14 protein-coding genes and 1 pseudogene are annotated in these 16092 nt (G+C 70.0%); 7 read left to right on the top strand and 8 right to left on the bottom strand.

Annotated elements, in window-relative coordinates; all coding sequences use genetic code 11:
* Positions 1-57: 57 nt before the first annotated feature.
* Positions 58-1347: a M18 family aminopeptidase gene (locus SLUN_RS20455; protein ID WP_108150389.1), complete on the top strand. Its 1290-nt coding sequence runs from the start codon at positions 58-60 to the stop codon at positions 1345-1347.
* Positions 1348-1423: 76 nt separating this feature from the next.
* Positions 1424-1795 (top strand): hypothetical protein, encoded by a 372-nt coding sequence (locus tag SLUN_RS20450; protein ID WP_254710256.1) that lies wholly within the window; start codon positions 1424-1426, stop codon positions 1793-1795.
* Positions 1796-1831: 36 nt separating this feature from the next.
* Here SLUN_RS20450 and SLUN_RS20445 read toward each other — a convergent pair whose 3' ends face one another.
* Positions 1832-3631, bottom strand: a complete 1800-nt coding sequence (locus tag SLUN_RS20445) for an NHL domain-containing thioredoxin family protein (RefSeq protein ID WP_108150386.1) — start codon at positions 3629-3631, stop codon at positions 1832-1834.
* A 41-nt stretch (positions 3632-3672) separates the two neighbouring features.
* Here SLUN_RS20445 and SLUN_RS20440 point away from each other — a divergent pair, with 41 nt between their 5' ends.
* Positions 3673-4167, top strand: a complete 495-nt coding sequence (locus SLUN_RS20440) for an LURP-one-related/scramblase family protein (RefSeq protein WP_108150384.1) — start codon at positions 3673-3675, stop codon at positions 4165-4167.
* Between the two features lie 225 nt (positions 4168-4392).
* Here the strand turns inward: SLUN_RS20440 and SLUN_RS20435 are convergent, their stop codons facing one another.
* Positions 4393-5190, bottom strand: coding sequence for a carbon-nitrogen family hydrolase (locus SLUN_RS20435; RefSeq protein ID WP_108150382.1), 798 nt, complete (start codon positions 5188-5190; stop codon positions 4393-4395).
* A gap of 174 nt (positions 5191-5364) precedes the next feature.
* Between SLUN_RS20435 and SLUN_RS20430 the strand changes: the two genes are divergently transcribed.
* Positions 5365-6189, top strand: a complete 825-nt coding sequence (locus tag SLUN_RS20430; protein ID WP_108150380.1) for a maleylpyruvate isomerase family mycothiol-dependent enzyme — start codon at positions 5365-5367, stop codon at positions 6187-6189.
* Positions 6190-6241: 52 nt separating this feature from the next.
* Here SLUN_RS20430 and SLUN_RS20425 read toward each other — a convergent pair whose 3' ends face one another.
* Together SLUN_RS20425 and SLUN_RS20420 are read right to left on the bottom strand one after the other, a co-directional pair.
* Complete coding sequence (locus SLUN_RS20425; protein WP_108150378.1) at positions 6242-7543, bottom strand: MFS transporter; 1302 nt, start codon at positions 7541-7543, stop codon at positions 6242-6244.
* Positions 7540-8178 carry a GntR family transcriptional regulator gene (locus SLUN_RS20420; protein WP_108154851.1) on the bottom strand — a complete coding sequence of 213 codons (639 nt, stop codon included), beginning with the start codon at positions 8176-8178 and terminating at the stop codon, positions 7540-7542. The genes SLUN_RS20425 and SLUN_RS20420 overlap by 4 nt, the downstream gene beginning before the upstream one ends.
* A 183-nt stretch (positions 8179-8361) precedes the next feature.
* Here SLUN_RS20420 and SLUN_RS20415 point away from each other — a divergent pair, with 183 nt between their 5' ends.
* On the top strand, positions 8362-9294 hold the full coding sequence (locus SLUN_RS20415) for a D-alanyl-D-alanine carboxypeptidase family protein (RefSeq protein ID WP_254710214.1): 933 nt from the start codon (positions 8362-8364) through the stop codon (positions 9292-9294).
* A 76-nt stretch (positions 9295-9370) separates the two neighbouring features.
* On the opposite strand, the gene SLUN_RS20410 is transcribed toward SLUN_RS20415, so the two are convergent.
* The 3 genes from SLUN_RS20410 to pdhA are packed head-to-tail and all read right to left on the bottom strand — an operon-like array spanning position 9371 to position 12935.
* Complete coding sequence (locus SLUN_RS20410) at positions 9371-10789, bottom strand: dihydrolipoamide acetyltransferase family protein (RefSeq protein WP_108154850.1); 1419 nt, start codon at positions 10787-10789, stop codon at positions 9371-9373.
* A gap of 14 nt (positions 10790-10803) precedes the next feature.
* A complete protein-coding gene (locus SLUN_RS20405) occupies positions 10804-11784 on the bottom strand; it encodes an alpha-ketoacid dehydrogenase subunit beta (RefSeq protein WP_108150374.1) in 981 nt (326 codons plus the stop codon).
* Between the two features lie 2 nt (positions 11785-11786).
* Entirely contained in the window at positions 11787-12935 is a 1149-nt protein-coding gene (gene pdhA / locus SLUN_RS20400; protein ID WP_108150372.1) for a pyruvate dehydrogenase (acetyl-transferring) E1 component subunit alpha, read from the bottom strand.
* Positions 12936-13259: 324 nt separating this feature from the next.
* On the opposite strand from pdhA, the pseudogene SLUN_RS20395 reads away from it, so the two are divergent.
* Together SLUN_RS20395 and SLUN_RS20390 are read left to right on the top strand one after the other, a co-directional pair.
* Positions 13260-13331: pseudogene (locus SLUN_RS20395) on the top strand (DNA-binding response regulator); the annotation flags it as partial.
* Positions 13332-13461: 130 nt separating this feature from the next.
* Positions 13462-14469, top strand: a complete 1008-nt coding sequence (locus SLUN_RS20390) for a phosphotransferase (protein WP_108150370.1) — start codon at positions 13462-13464, stop codon at positions 14467-14469.
* An 82-nt stretch (positions 14470-14551) separates the two neighbouring features.
* On the opposite strand, the gene SLUN_RS20385 is transcribed toward SLUN_RS20390, so the two are convergent.
* Positions 14552-16078 carry a protein kinase domain-containing protein gene (locus SLUN_RS20385; protein WP_108150368.1) on the bottom strand — a complete coding sequence of 509 codons (1527 nt, stop codon included), beginning with the start codon at positions 16076-16078 and terminating at the stop codon, positions 14552-14554.
* Between the last annotated feature and the right edge of the window lie 14 nt (positions 16079-16092).

Genomic DNA, 16092 nt, shown 5'->3' with positions numbered 1-16092 from the left:
GGCAGGCCGCCTTTTTCTGTACGCGCCCGGCGCGCGCCCCTCGTTAAGGTGAACCCCATGAGCACATCGCCCCGCTTCGACCGCGCGCACACCGACGACCTGATGTCCTTCCTGACGGCCGGACCCTCGCCGTACCACGCGGTGGCCGCCGCCGCCGAGCGGCTGGAGAAGGCCGGCTTCCGCCAGGTCCTGGAGACGGACGCCTGGGACGGAACCGTCGGCGGCAAGTACGTGCTGCGCGGCGGGGCGATCATCGCCTGGTACGTGCCCGAGGGCGCCCAGGCCCACACCCCCTTCCGGATCGTCGGAGCGCACACCGACTCCCCCAATCTGCGGGTCAAGCCGCTCCCGGACACCGGTTCGTACGGCTGGCGCCAGATCGCCGTCGAGGTGTACGGCGGGACGCTGCTCAACACCTGGCTCGACCGCGACCTCGGGATCGCCGGGCGGCTCAGCCTGCGCGACGGCTCGCACCGGCTGGTGAACGTGGACCGGGCGCTGCTGCGCGTACCGCAGCTGGCGATCCACCTCGACCGGCAGGCCAACGACGGGCTCAAGCTCGACCGGCAGAAGCACATGCAGCCGATCTGGGGCCTCGGCGACGTCGAGGAAGGCGATCTGATCCGCTTCCTGGAGCAGGAGACGGGGGTCGGCGAGGGCGAGGTCACCGGCTGGGACCTGATGGTGCACTCCATCGAGCCGCCCGCCTACCTCGGCCGCGACCGTGAGCTGGTCGCCGGGCCGCGGATGGACAATCTGCTGTCCGTGCACGCCGGGACGGCGGCGCTCGCCGCGGTCTCCGGATCGCCGGAGCTTGAGTACATCCCCGTGCTCGCCGCCTTCGATCACGAGGAGAACGGCTCACAGTCGGACACCGGCGCGGAGGGCCCGCTGCTCGGATCGGTGCTGGAGCGCTCGGTGTTCGCGCGCGGCGGCAGCTACGAGGACCGGGCGCGCTCCTTCGCCGGCACGGTCTGCCTCTCCTCCGACACCGGGCACGCCGTGCACCCCAACTACGGCGAGCGGCACGACCCGACGCACCACCCGCGTGCCAACGGCGGCCCCATCCTGAAGGTCAACGTGAACCAGCGGTACGCCACCGACGGCAGCGGCCGGGCCCTCTTCGCCGCGGCCTGCGAGAAGGCCGGCGTGCCGTGGCAGACGTTCGTCTCGAACAACGCGATGCCGTGCGGCACCACCATCGGCCCGATCACCGCCGCCCGGCACGGCATCCAGACCGTCGACATCGGCGTCGCGATCCTGTCGATGCACAGCGCGCGTGAGCTGTGCGGCGCGGACGACCCGTATCTGCTGGCGAACGCGCTGACGGCGTTCCTGGAGAGCTGAAGTACCCCAAGTCCCTCAACAGGCCGGCCTGCTTGCGAAACATCCGCGAAAGCAGGCGCACGCCACGCTGATGACCATGGTTCTGCTTGGTCATCAGACGGTCGACGTGCACCACCGGGGTCCGTCGCGCCGCACGCTGTCCCTCGCGCTCGCCTCGGTGGCCGCGATCCTGTTCGCCGGCTGCTGGCTCGTGATCCAGCGGCACAACGAACGGCCGCCGTGGGCGAAGGACGTCGCCTACGAGGCGGGCTTCATCCAGGGCAACCGCATCAGGCAGTACGACCCGACCGGCCAGGAGACGATTGCCCTCCTGGCCGGTGGCTGCGAGCGCTTGCAGGCCGCCGGGCAGGGCGGGCTGAAGGCGTCGTACGACCCGGGCCTGTGGGTGGACGGTTGCCTGGACGGCGCGGCCGGGCGACAGCCCGTGAAACAGGGCCTGTTCCACTAGCGTCTTTCGTCAAACGAGCGGCCCCAGCCGTCGTTGCTACGCCTCGTCCATCCCCGCCAGGACGAGCGGCAGCCGCGAGACCCCGTCCGAACTCACCCGCACCGGAACACCCCAGTCCTGCTGGTGCACATGGCAGGCCGGATACTCTCCCCCAGTCTCCGACCGGGAGGTGCCCCCAGCCGGATCGTCGTCGCAGGACGCCGCCATCGCCGAGACATGCAGTACGCCCTCGGTGACCGCCGGGTCGATCTCCAGCTCGCGCGAGAGATCACTGCCCGCGCCGTCGCCGCCCCTCAGCAGCTCGGGCGGCGTCGAGGAGACGAGCAGCCGGGTCGAAGGACCGTACCGGGTGTCGAGCTTCTGACCGGCCGGGGCCTGGAAGACCACGTCCAACCGGAGTGTGCCCGGGGCGACTTCGGTGGCCGCGCGCCGGGTGCGGTGGGCGACGGCCTCGACGCGTACCGCCTCCTCCGGCAGCCGCAGCCGGGTCAGCCGGTGCCGGGCCGACTCGACGACCACGATGTCGTCGCCGACCAGCACCGCACCGCTCGGCTCCCTCACGTCCGTTGCCAGCGTGGTCACTTCACCGGTCGCCGGGTCGAAGCGCCGCAGCGCGTGGTTGTACGTGTCGCTGATGGCGACCGACCCGTCGGGCAGCGCGGTGACGCCCAGGGGGTGCTGGAGGAGCGCCTGGTCGGCGGCGCCGTCCCGGTGCCCGAAGTCGAAGAGGCCGGTGCCGACGGCCGTGTGCACCACCAGGTCACGGTCGATCCAGCGCACCGCAGAGGTCTCCGAGTCGGCGATCCACAGCCGCTCCTCGGTCGCCGCGAGCCCGGACGGCTGCGCGAACCACGCCTCGGCCGCAGGACCGTCGACGAGCCCCTCATTGGTGGTCCCGGCCGCGACCTCGACCGTCCCGGCCGCCGGGTCGTAGCTCCACAGCTGGTGGACGCCCGCCATCGCGATCCACAGCCTGTCGCCCCACCAGGCCAGGTCCCACGGCGAGGACAGCGCGACCTCGAGGGCGGGGCCGCTGGTCGGCGAGCCCTGCCACCACTGCCTGCCGGTGCCCGCGATCGTCTCGATCACGCCGGTCTCCGGGTCGTACGCCCGGATGGCGTGGTTCACGGTATCGGCGACCGCGACCCGCCCGTCGGGCAGCAGGGCGAGGCCCTGCGGCTCGTTGAACCGGCCGTCGCCGATCCGCCGTACGACGCTCTCGCCGTCCGGCTCCAGCTCGACCAGCTGATTCCGGGTGGAGTCGGAGACGAGGAAGTTCCCGGAGGGCAGCAGCACGGCCTTGCTGGGGAAGCGCAGATCGGTGGCGACGGGCTCGGGCGCGACATACGGCCCGTCGCCGCGCCGCAGGGTGCCCTTCGCGGCGTGCGCGGCCTCGAGCTCCTCGACGAGCTTCTCGATGGCGTGGGCATGCCCCTCGCCCGCGTGCTGGGCAACGACATAGCCCTCGGGGTCGATGACGACGAGGGTGGGCCAGGCCCGTACGGCGTACTGCTTCCAGGTGGCGAGTTCGGGGTCGTCGAGAACGGGGTGGTGCACCTGATAGCGCTCGACGGCGTCGACGACGGCCTGGTGCTCGGCCTCGTGCACGAACTTCGGCGAGTGCACGCCGATGATCACGACGGTGTCCCGATGCTTCTCCTCGAGCTCACGCAGCTCGTCCAGGACATGCAGACAGTTGATGCAGCAAAATGTCCAAAAATCGAGAACGACGATGCGTCCTCGCAGGTCAGCAAGGGTGTACTGATTACCGCCTGTGTTGAGCCAGCCGCCCTTGCCGATCAGCTCAGGGGCCCGAACGCGTGCACGTGTCGCCATACCCTCATCCAACAGCACGGAGCGGGGTACTCATTCCAGCCATGAAATACCTGGTACGCGACAAGATCTTCGCGATCGGCGACGACTACTGGATCGAGGACGAGAACGGGCGCCACGCCTTCCTCGTCGACGGCAAGGCGCTGCGGCTGCGCGACACCCTGGAGCTCAAGGATCCGGCCGGGACGGTCCTGATCACCCTGCGCCAGAAGATGTTCAGCCTGCGGGACACGATGACCATCGAGCGGGACGACGGGCCGCTCGCCACCGTCCGCAAGAAGCGGCTGTCACTGCTGCGCAACCACTACCGCGTGACGCTCGTCGAGGGCACGGAACTCGATGTCAGCGGCCGGATCCTGGACCGGGAGTTCACGGTCGAGTACGACGGCGAGCTGCTGGCGCACGTCTCCCGGCAGTGGTTCCGGGTGCGGGAGACGTACGCGGTGAATGTCGTCCGGGAGGACGCGGATGCGGCGCTCATGATCGCGGTCGCGGTGTGCGTGATCCGCATGTCGGAGAAGGAACGGGAGGACGACTGAGCGGCCCCGGGGAAGTCCGGGCGGCGTCGCGGGCCGATGGCTGTCGCCTGGCTGCGTTGTCGTCAGTCGCCTACGCTCCGCGTGGACTCCTTCCTCCGCCTTGCCAGACTCGGCCCTCGACCCGCTCCTTCACCCACCCGGACCTCCCCGACACCGCTTAGGCCACGACTAGGCCCTGTGATTTCGGGGCTCCGCCCCGAGCCCCGCGCCTCACGCCGACGGGGCTCATTTCCGGGGCGGGTTCGCGAGGCCCAGGCGGCGGTCCCTGAGCACCGGGAACTGCTCCCGCGTCGACGCCACCCTCGACGCGTCCAGCTCCACCGTCAGCACCTCTTCCTCCGCGCCCGCCTCCGCCAGCACCTCTCCCCAGGGGTCGACCACGATGCTGTGGCCGGCCTGCTCGACCCCGGCGTGGGTGCCTGCCGTGCCGCACGCCAGGACATACGCCTGGTTCTCCACCGCGCGGGCGCGGGCCAGCAGGGTCCAGTGTTCGCGGCGGCGGGCCGGCCAGCCCGCCGGCACGACGAAGAGCTGCGCGCCGGCGTCCACCAGGCCCCGGAACAGCTCGGGGAAGCGCAGGTCGTAGCACGTGGCCAGGCCGAGGACGAGCCCCGGCAGCGGCACGGTCACCAGCGCCTCGCCCGCGCCCATCATCACCGCCTCGCCCTTGTCGAAGCCGAAGCGGTGGATCTTCCGGTAGGTGCCGACCAGCTCACCGGCGGGGGAGATGACCAGGGAGGTGTTGTAGAGGGTCCCGTCAGGGGCCCTCTCGACGATGGACCCCCCGTGCACCCAGACCCCCGCGTCGCTCGCCGCCTTCGCCAGCACCTCGTACGTCGGTCCCGTCGGCGACTCGGCCTCATCGGCGAACGACTGGTAGGCGAAGGCTCCGGTCGGCCACAGCTCGGGGAGGACCACCAGATCGACGCCCGTCTGTTCCCGTACGAGCGAAGCAACCCGCCGCCTACGGGAATTGACTGATTCGTCCGGGTCTACTGCGATCTGAAGGAGCGAGGCGCGCACACTACCACCGTCCTGGCATTCGAGTCGTCAACGCGGGCCTACGATCGTCACACGAAAGCACTGCCAGCGTGCCCAGCGACAGCGTAACTTGGCTGCCGAGCCTCCCACGCAGCCCAGCAGTGCCAGAGTCAGCAGCAGCCCAGCCCGCGTACCGCAGAACCGCCGAGGGGTCCCGTGACCGTCCATCCCAGCCTCCAGACCTACGCCGACGCCTGGACCCACTCCATCGAATCGATAGCAGAGCTGGTGCAGCCGCTCGTGGAAGGCGAGTGGAACCGGCCGACGCCGTGTCCCGCCTGGTCGGTGCGCGATGTCGTCTCGCACGTCATCGGCATGGAGTGCGAGATGCTCGGCGACCCGCGGCCCATCCATACGCTGCCGCGCGATCTCTACCATGTGCAGAACGAGTTCGCGCGCTACATGGAGATGCAGGTCGATGTGCGCCGTCACCACACGGCGCCGGAGATGACCTCCGAGCTCGAGTACACGATGATCCGCCGGGCCCGTCAGCTGCGCAACGAGAACCGCCGCCCCGGCACCATGGTCCGTGCTCCGCTCGGCACCGAGCAGACGCTCGAAACCGCCATGCGGGCACGCGCGTTCGACACCTGGGTGCACGAGCAGGATCTGCGCGCCGCGCTGGGCAGGCCCGGCAATCTCGACTCCCCCGGCGCGTACATCACCCGTGACCTTCTGCTCGATGCCCTGCCGAAGGTGGTCGCCAAGGACGCGGGCTCCCCGGCGAGTTCGGCCGTGGTCTTCGATGTGCACGGCCCGGTCGAGTTCCTGCGTACGGTGCGGGTGGACGCGGACGGCCGCGGCACGGTCGACGGCGCGCCCTCGCTCGGACCGCTGGTGACCCTCGCGCTGGACTGGGAGACCTTCTACCGGCTGGCCTGCGGGCGGGTGCGGGCGGGCGCGGTGCAGGACCGGGTCAAGGTGGACGGGGACGCCGATCTGGCCGCGGCGATTCTGCGCGAGTTCGCGGTCACCCAGTAGGGCGGACGTACAGGGGGCGCTGAGGGCGCGGGGGAGACTCCGCGCCACCCGCTCACGCCGGTACGTGCACGGCCTCCACCCTGCTCGCCACCAGCCGCTCCCGCTCCCGCCGTACCGTGCGTGCCCGCAGTCGCAGGATCTGCCCGATCCCCAGCGCCTCCAGTACGAACACCGATGAGAACGCGATCCGGTAGTTGTCCCCCGTCGCGTCCAGCAGCACCCCGACGGCCAGCAGCGTCGTCATCGAGGCCACGAAACCGCCCATGTTGACGATTCCGGAGGCGGTGCCCTGACGCTCGGGCGGATTCGCCGGGCGGGCGAAGTCGAACCCGATCATCGACGCGGGCCCGCACGCCCCGAGCACCGTGCAGAGTGTGATCAGCAGCCACATCGGTGCCTGGTCGCCGGGGTACACGAGGGTGGCCGCCCACAGCAGCGCGGTCGCTCCGACCGTGCCGAGGGCGAGCGGTGCACGGGCCGCGTGGTGCCGGGCGATGACCTGCCCGTACACCAGCCCCACCACCATGTTGCAGAGCACCACCAGTGTCAGCAGCTCGCCGGCGGTCTCGCGCGACAGGCCCTGCGCCTCGACGAGGAACGGCATCCCCCACAGCAGCAGGAACACCATGGCGGGGAACTGGGTGGTGAAGTGCACCCACATACCGAGCCGGGTGCCGGGCTCCCGCCAGGATTCGGCGATCTGCTTCCGTACGAAGGCGGAGCCCGCGTGCTGGGCGGGCGGGGGCTCGTGGCCGTCGGGGTGGTCCTTGAGGAAGAGCAACAGCAGGACCAGGACGACCAGTCCGGCCGCCGAACTGCCCGCGAAGGTGGCGGTCCAGCCGAGGCCGTGCAGCATCCGGGCGATGAAGACGGTCGAGACGAGATTGCCCGCCATCCCGAAGAGCGCGGCGACCTGCCCGATGAGCGGTCCGCGCCGGGCGGGGAACCAGCGGGAGCCGAGCCGCAGCACGCTGATGAAGGTCATCGCGTCGCCGCAGCCGAGCAGCGCGCGCGAGGCGAGGGCGGTGCCGTACGAGGGGGAGAGGGCGAAACCGAGCTGCCCGACGGTGAAGAGGATGACGCCGAGGGTGAGGACCTTCTTCGTGCCGAGCCGGTCGACCATCAGGCCGACGGGTATCTGCATTCCGGCGTAGACCAGCAGCTGGAGGATGGAGAAGGTGGAGAGGGCGGAGGCGTTGACGTCGAAGCGGTCGGCGGCGTCGAGTCCGGCCACGCCCAGGCTCGTACGGAAGATGACGGCGACGAAGTAGACGGCGACACCGACGCCCCAGACCGTGGCGGCACGGCGGCCGCCGGGTGGATCGCCGGGGAGCGGGACGGCGGTGGCGCTCATCGGACCTCGCCCCGCGCCAGGTTGCTGAACCAGCCGACGTGGCGGTGGACGAGTGCGGCGGCCGCGTCCGGGTCGCCGGCGCGCAGGGCTTGAAGGATCTCGCTGTGCTCGGCGACGTTCTTGGTGATCCGGTCGGGGTGGGAGTGCATCACGGCGACGCCCATCCTCAGCTGCCGGTCGCGCAGTTGGTCGTAGAGGCGGGAGAGGATCGCGTTTCCTCCGCTGCGCACGATCTCGGCGTGGAAACACCGGTCGGTGACCGCGACGGCGGCCAGGTCGCCCTCCTCGCCCTGCCGCTTCTGCTGCTCCAGCAGTTCTTCGAGCCGGGCGAGCAGGCGCGGCGACGCCGGTACGGCCTTGCGCGCGGCGTGCTCCTCGACCAGCAGCCGGGTCTCGACCACATCCGCGATCTCCTGCGCGGAGACGGCGAGCACGAGCGCGCCCTTCTTCGGGTAGAGCTTGATCAGTCCCTCGACCTCGAGCTTGAGGAGCGCTTCGCGGACGGGGGTGCGCGATACGCCGACCGCGTCGGCCAGTTCGCCCTCGGTGAGGAGGGTGCCTCCCTCGTAACGGCGGTCGAGTACAGCCTGCTTGATGTGGGTGTAGACGCGTTCGGCGGCGGGTGCGGCGGGCATGCGCACAGCTTAGATACAAGAGGGGTACATCTGGAAATCCCGACCACGATGCAGAACGCGGACAACTTTTCGGGATCCGTACATCCTTCTGCTGCCCTGACGAGTCTCGTTGCAGGGCACTCGTTTCCCTCTGGCCCCACAGACGTCCTTTTTCAGCGCATTCGCGAACTCGGAGCGTTTCCCTTGACATACAGCTTCACGGGCGTGCGCAGAGCCGCCGCGGTCACCCTCGCCACCGGCGTCCTGCTGACCGCCTCGCCCCTGGCCGCACCTGCCCAGGCGGCCACCGCGCCGACCGTCTCCGCCGGCGGCGCGTACATGATGCTCAGCTCCAACGGCACGCCGCTGTACAACAAGTCCGCGGACACCCGACGCCAGCTGGCGAGTACGACGAAGATCATGACGGCCGCCGTGGTGCTCTCCACCCCCGGCCTCGACCTCAACCGCAAGGTGACCTCCAAGCAGGCGTACCGCGACTACGTCGTCGCCAAGGGCGCCAGCACGGCCGATCTGCGCAGCGGTGACGTGCTCACCGTCCGCCAGCTGCTGTACGGAACGATGCTGCCCTCCGGCTGTGACGCGGCGATGGCCCTGGCCGACACCTTCGGCACCGGAACCACTCGCACCGCCCGCACCCAGTCCTTCATCGCCAAGATGAACGCGAAGGCCACCGAACTCGGTCTGAAGAACACCAAGTTCGACTCCTTCGACGGAAACTCGTCGACGGGCAACAACTACACCACCCCGCGCGAGCTGGCGAAGATCGCCCGCTACGCGATGGGCAACGTCAACTTCCGCGCCGTGGTCAAGGCAACGTCGTACAAGGCCGCCGCGACGACGAGCACCGGCGGCACCCGCACGTACACCTGGTACAACACGAACACCCTGCTGGGCTCCTACAGCGGCGCCAACGGCATCAAGACCGGCACGAACACGCCGGCAGGCCCCTGCCTCGTCTTCGCGGCCACCCGCGGCACGAAGACCCTCATCGGCGTCGTCCTGAACGACTCCAACCGCTACACGGACGCCGCGAAGATGCTGGACTACGGCTTCGGCTCCAGCACCGCGAGCACCATGCGGCTGCGCGAGCTGCCGCAAGGCGCCCAGCGCGACTGATCCTGCCCCACCCACACGCACGAGGTCCCGTGACGCCATGCGCGTCACGGGACCTCGTGCTGTGAGCCGAGCCCGTCTAGGCCCAGGTGATCAGTCGCTTCGGCTGCTCCAGGATCGCGGCGACGTCCGCCAGCACCTTGGAGCCCAGCTCGCCGTCGACCAGACGGTGGTCGAAGGAGAGCGCGAGCGTGGTGACCTGGCGCGGCTTGACCTTGCCCTTGTGCACCCACGGCTGGAGCTTGATCGCACCGACCGCGAGGATCGCGGACTCGCCGGGGTTCAGGATCGGCGTACCGGTGTCGACGCCGAAGACGCCGACGTTGGTGATGGTCACCGTGCCACCCTGCATCGCCACCGGGGTCGTCTTGCCCTCGCGGGCCGTGGAGACCAGCTCACCGAGCGCGGCTGCCAGTTCGGGCAGCGTCTTGTCGTGCGCGTCCTTGATGTTCGGGACGATCAGACCCCGCGGTGTGGCGGCCGCGATGCCCAGGTTGACGTACCGCTTGAGCACGATCTCCTGATTGGCCTCGTCCCAGGCGGCACTGACCTCAGGGTTGCGCCTGATCGCGACCAGCAGCGCCCTGGCGATCAGCAGCAGCGGATTGACCCGCAGCCCCGCCATGTCCGGGTCGGCCTTGAGCTCGTCGACCAGCTTCATCGTCCGCGTCACATCGAGCGTGATGAACTCCGTGACATGCGGCGCGGTGAAGGCGCTGCCGACCATCGCGGAGGCGATGGCCTTCCGTACGCCCTTGATCGGGATACGCGTCTCCCGCGCACCCGCCGCGACGGGCGCGGGCTGCACGCCTGCCACCGGCTCGGCCGGGGCCGCCTGGGGCTGTACGGGCGCCGGCTGTACGGGCGCCGGTGCCGGAGCGGCCGCGGCGTGGACGTCCTCCCGCGTGATGACGCCGTCGGGGCCGGTCGGCGTGACCGTCGCCAGGTCGATGCCCAGGTCCTTGGCGAGCTTGCGGACCGGGGGCTTGGCGAGCGGGCGGGCCGCGGTGGCCGTACCCGTACCGCCGTGGCCGTTCATCTCGGCCTGGATCGCCGCGGCGGCGGGCTGCGGCGCGGCTTGCTCAGGAACGGCCGGCGTCCCCTTGCGGGCGCGGCGCTTGGTGGAGGACTCGGCGACGCCGTAGCCGACGAGGACCGGCGTACGGCCCTGCGGCTTGGCCTCCTCCTCGACGGCCGGAGCGGCGGGCTCGGCAGCGGCCGGGGCCGCGTCACCGCTGCCCGGCGCCACATCGATCGTGATGATCGACGTGCCGACGTCGACGGTCGTGCCCTCCTCGAAGCGCAGCTCGTGCACCACGCCGTCGTACGGGATCGGCAGCTCGACGGCCGCCTTCGCCGTCTCGACCTCGCACACGACCTGGCCGTCCGTCACCGTGTCACCGGGCTGGACGTACCACTTGAGGATCTCGGCCTCGGTGAGTCCCTCGCCCACATCGGGCATCTTGAACTCGCGGAAGCGGGTGGAAGTGTCAGTCATGGTCACGGCACTCCTCAGTACGCGAGCGAGCGGTCGACGGCGTCCAGCACCCGGTCAAGACCCGGAAGGTACTCCTCCTCGAGCCGTGCCGGCGGGTACGGGGCGTGGAAGCCGCCGACCCTCAGCACCGGGGCCTCCAGATGGTAGAAGCACCGCTCGGTGATACGAGCGGCGATCTCCGCACCGGAGCCGTAGAAAACCGGGGCCTCGTGGACGACGATCAGGCGCCGCGTCTTCTCCGCCGAGGCCTGGATGGTGTCGAAGTCGATCGGGGACATCGAGCGCAGGTCCAGGACCTCCACCGACTTGCCCTCCTCGGCGGCCGCGGCCGCCGCCTCGACGCAGACCTTCACCATCGGGCCGTACGCGGCGAGCGTGACGTCGGTGCCGGACCGGGCGACGCGGGCCTTGTGCAGCGGGCCCGGGATGGCCTCGGTGTCGACCTCGCTCTTGTCCCAGTAGCGCCGCTTGGGCTCGAAGAAGATGACCGGGTCGTCGCTCTGGATCGCCTGCTGGAGCATCCAGTACGCGTCGGAGGAGTTGGACGGCGAGACCACCTTGAGGCCCGGGACATGCGCGAAGAGCGCCTCCGGGGACTCGCTGTGGTGCTCGACCGCGCCGATGCCGCCGCCGTACGGAATACGGATGACGACCGGCATCTTGATCTTGCCGAGCGCACGGGCGTGCATCTTCGCGAGCTGCGTGACGATCTGGTCGTACGCGGGGAAGACGAAGCCGTCGAACTGGATCTCCACGACGGGCCGGTAGCCGCGCAGCGCGAGACCGATCGCCGTGCCGACGATGCCCGACTCGGCGAGCGGGGTGTCGATGACGCGGTCCTCGCCGAAGTCCTTCTGCAGTCCGTCCGTCACGCGGAAGACGCCGCCGAGCTTGCCGACGTCCTCGCCCATGATCAGGACCTTGGGGTCGGTGTCGAGGGCCTTGCGCAGCGACTCGTTGAGCGCTTTCGCGATGGGGAGCTTCTGTACAGCCATGGCTAGTTGCCCTCCTCGGCGAAGGACGCCTGGTACGCGATGAACTGGGCCCGCTCCTCGTCGACGAGCGCGTGCCCGTCGGCGTAGACATTCTCGAAGATCGCCAGCTGGTCGGGGTCGGGCATGGCCCGCACGGCCTCGCGCACCCGCTTGCCGAGCGTCTCGCTCTCCTCGTCCAGGGACGTGAAGAACGCCTCGTCGGCGAGGCCGGCCTTCTCCAGGTACGTACGGAGCCGCAGGATCGGGTCCTTGGCCTCCCAGGCCTGACGCTCCTCGTCCGCTCGGTACTTCGTCGGGTCGTCCGACGTGGTGTGCGCGCCCATCCGGTAGGTGAACGCCTCGACCAGGGTGGGGCCCTCGCCACGGCGGGCCCGCTCCAGCGCCGACCTGGTCACGGCCAGGCAGGCGAGTACGTCATTGCCGTCGACGCGGACGCCGGGGAAGCCGAAGCCCTGGGCGCGCTGGTAGAGCGGCACCCGGGTCTGCCTCTCGGTCGGCTCGGAGATCGCCCACTGGTTGTTCTGGCAGAAGAACACCACCGGGGCGTTGTAGACCGCGGAGAAGGTGAACGCTTCCGCGACATCGCCCTGGCTGGACGCGCCGTCACCGAAGTACGCGATCACGGCGGAGTCCGCACCGTCCTTGGCCACGCCCATCGCGTAGCCGGTGGCGTGCAGCGTCTGCGAGCCGATGACGATCGTGTACAGGTGGAAGTTGTTGGTGTTCGGGTCCCAGCCGCCGTGGTTCACACCGCGGAACATGCCGAGCAGATTGGTCGGGTCGACCCCGCGGCACCAGGCGACGCCGTGCTCGCGGTAGGTCGGGAAGACATAGTCGTCGTCGCGCAGGGCCCGGCCGGAGCCGATCTGTGCGGCCTCCTGGCCCAGCAGCGACGCCCACAGTCCGAGCTCGCCCTGGCGCTGGAGAGCGGTGGCCTCGGCGTCGAAGCGGCGGGTCAGGACCATGTCCCGGTACAGCCCGCGCAGCTCGTCGGGGCTCAGGTCGATCTCGTAGTCCGGGTGCTCGACGCGCTCACCCTCAGGGGTCAGCAGCTGTACGAGCTGGGGCTCGGAACTCTGCGGCTTCTTCGCGGCGCTCACGCGCTTGCTGCTGCGTCGCGGTTTGCGCGCGGCAGTGCTCTCCACGGTCACGTGCGTGCTCCTCCGTCGGTCCGGCCCGCGGGTTCGCCGGCGGGCCAGTGCGGCTCGCCTGATCCGTACCCGTGCACGGGGTGGGTGCCGCTCGGCCGGGATCAGGCGTGACAGGTGCCCCGGCGAGCGCCCTGCCAAAGGCACGTTACCCAGTGTGTCGCACTACTGCGAAACCCCATTTGACCTGCGATTTTGCTTGGATTTCCAAGTAAATCGAGAAATACGGGAACAACCACTGGTCACAGCCTTGCAGGCCGCCGGAACACCGGCACGTTATCCCCTTGACCCGGGGCACGGGAAGAGTAGATGTGTGACACTCCTTTCGTGCGTGAAGATGGAAAAATCACCGTATTTCTACCGGATGACCACAAAGTTGTCCGGCGCGGCGTCCATGAACGAGCGGCCGCATCTCGCCGAGGAGACGGTCAGGAAATCGCGCATCGAGCCGCGGTTCGTCACCGTGCGGAGGCTGGATTATCTCGAAGAGCAGTCCGTCGGACACGCTGCGTGATCTAGCATCTGGCGAGTGCCGCGCTCATCTGCAACTGCCCCACCCGTCGGTGTACTTCTGCGCCGCTACGACGACCCGGGCGAACCGCTCTCCTGCGAGCCCGTCACGCAGGGTCTCCTCAACCGCGGCTACCGGCTCGCCACCACCCGCGGCGCCTACTTCCTCAAGCACCACCTCGACGGCGACCGCGATGCCATCGCCCGGCAGCACCGTGCGACGCAGCGGCTCCAGGCCCTCGGCGTACCGGTCGCGCCGCCCGTCGAGGACGCGCACGGCGACACGGTCGCGGTGATCGGCGGCCGCTGTTACGCCCTGCACCCCTGGATCGACGGACGGCACCGCGACGGGGCGCAGCTGACAGCGGCCCAGTCGCGGCGGCTCGGCTCGCTGCTCGGGCTCGTACACACCTGCCTGGAGCAGGTCATGGAGGTCGACGCCACACAGTGCCGGGAGTACGAGAGCGCCGACCCCGAGGAGACGTTCGCGCTCATCGACGAGCTGCTGACGCTGGCGCGCGGGGCCCGGCCCCGGGACGGCTTCGACACCCTGGCCGAGCACCGGATGCTCGAGCGGCGGGCGCTGCTGGAGCGCCATGCCGACCGCAGGCCGCCGCCGGCCTCCGCGGGCTGCTGGGTGCACGGCGACTTCCACCCGCTGAACCTGCTCTACCGGGGCGGCGAGCCGGCCGCGATCGTCGACTGGGACCGGCTGGGGGTGCAGCCGCGCGCGGAGGAGGCGGTGCGGGCGGCGGCGATCTTCTTCGTCCAGCCGGCCGGGGAGCTGGAGCTGACGAAGGTACGGGCGTACGCGCAGGCCTACCGGCGGGCGGCCGGGGCGGACGCGGCGGAGCTGGCGGCCGCGGTGCACCGGGTGTGGTGGGAGCGGCTCAACGACTTCTGGATACTGCGCTGGCGCTACCAGCTGCACGACCGAAGGGCCGACCCGCAGTTTCCTGCGGCGTCGGCCCTGGCGGTGTGGTGGACGAGGGAGTACGAGGCGGTCCGCGACGCTTTCGCGGGGTGAACCGGATGAACGGGGTCAACCTGGTGAGAACGGTGTCAACCGGGTGAACGGTGTCAACGCTGTGCCGGCTTGGGCGCCGGCGTCACTCCTCGTTGCCGCCCGGGTCGCCCGTCCCGCCCGGGTCACCGGGGTCGCCAGTCGTGTTGCCGGGCGAACTCGGGTCGTCCGTCGGCTCGGTGGGGTCGTCGGTGGGATCGCCGGTCGGCTCGGTCGGCTCGGATGTCGTCGGCTCGTCCGTCGGCGTCTGCGGATCGGACGGAGTGAACGACGGGGTGTAGGACGGCGTGAACGACGGCTCCTGATTGCCACCCGTGGAGGTGTCCGGGTCCTCGCTCTGCTCGGTGTCCTGCTCGCTCGGAGTCGGCGAGTCGCCCGGAGTCGACGGGGTCTCGGTCACCGTCGTGTCGTTCTTGTCGGTGGTGCCGTTGCCGTTCGCCTTGTTCAGCGCGAACGCGACGCCCGCCGCGATGGCGAGGACCGCGAGGAACGCGAAGATCCACATCTTTCCGCGACCGCCGCCCTTGCCGCCGCGGTGACCACCGTCGTATCCGCCGTCGTTCGGGTTCATCGGCGGCAGGATCGGGCTCTGCGAGGTCTCGCCGTGGACGGGGTGGCCCATGGCGGTCGGCCCGGTCATCCCCATCGCCGGGGTCATGGCGCCGTCGTGCATCTCGACGGGACCGGTGTTCCAGGTGCCGGTGTGGCTGCCCTGCTGCTGAAGCATCTGCAGCCCGTACTGAACCAGGCCGCGCATCTCCTCCGCGCTCTGGAACCGGTCGTCCGGGTCCTTCGCCAGCGAGCGCATGACCAGCCCGTCGAGCTCCGGCGGCACCACGTCCGAGACCTCGGAGGGCGGCAGCGGGATGTCCTGGACGTGCTGGTAGACCACCGAGAGCGGGGTCTCGCCGGTGAACGGGGGCCGCAGGGCGAGCAGTTCGTAGAGCAGACAGCCGGTGGCGTACAGATCGGAGCGGCGGTCGACGGCCTTGCCCAGCGCCTGCTCGGGGGAGAGGTACTGCGGGGTGCCCATGACCATGCCGGTCTGGGTCATCGTCGACTGAGCGCCGTGCAGGGCACGCGCGATGCCGAAGTCCATCACCTTCACCGCACCGGAGTGGGTGATGATGACGTTCGCGGGCTTGATGTCACGGTGCACGATGCCGTGTTGGTGCGAGTACGCGAGAGCCTCGAGGACACCGGAGACGATGATCAGCGCCTGCTCGGGCGGCGGGGCCTCCGCGTTGAGCAGCAGATCGCGGATGGTGCGCCCCTCGACCAGCTCCATGACGATGTACGGGACGGTCCGGCCGCCCACCACGTCCTCGCCGGAGTCGTAGACAGCCACCACCGCATGGTGGTTGAGACCGGCGACCGACTGCGCCTCACGCGTGAAACGCGCCTTGGAGACGGGGTCCTCGGCGAGATCTGAGCGGAGCAGCTTTACGGCGACCGTACGGCCCAGCCGTACGTCCTCCGCGGCGAACACCTCGGCCATGCCGCCGCGTCCCAGAGGGTGCGTCAGGCGGTAGCGGCCGTCGCCGACCAGTCCGCCGATGCCCCAGTTCTCCGCCGAGTCCGGCACTCCGCCTGCTTCGGGTTCGGGTGCCATCAGTCCTCGCCGTC

Source organism: Streptomyces lunaelactis (assembly GCF_003054555.1).
GTDB classification, from domain to species: Bacteria; Actinomycetota; Actinomycetes; order Streptomycetales; family Streptomycetaceae; genus Streptomyces; species Streptomyces lunaelactis.
Note: the sequence above shows the minus strand (reverse complement) of the source record. Positions and strands in the feature narration are given on the sequence as shown.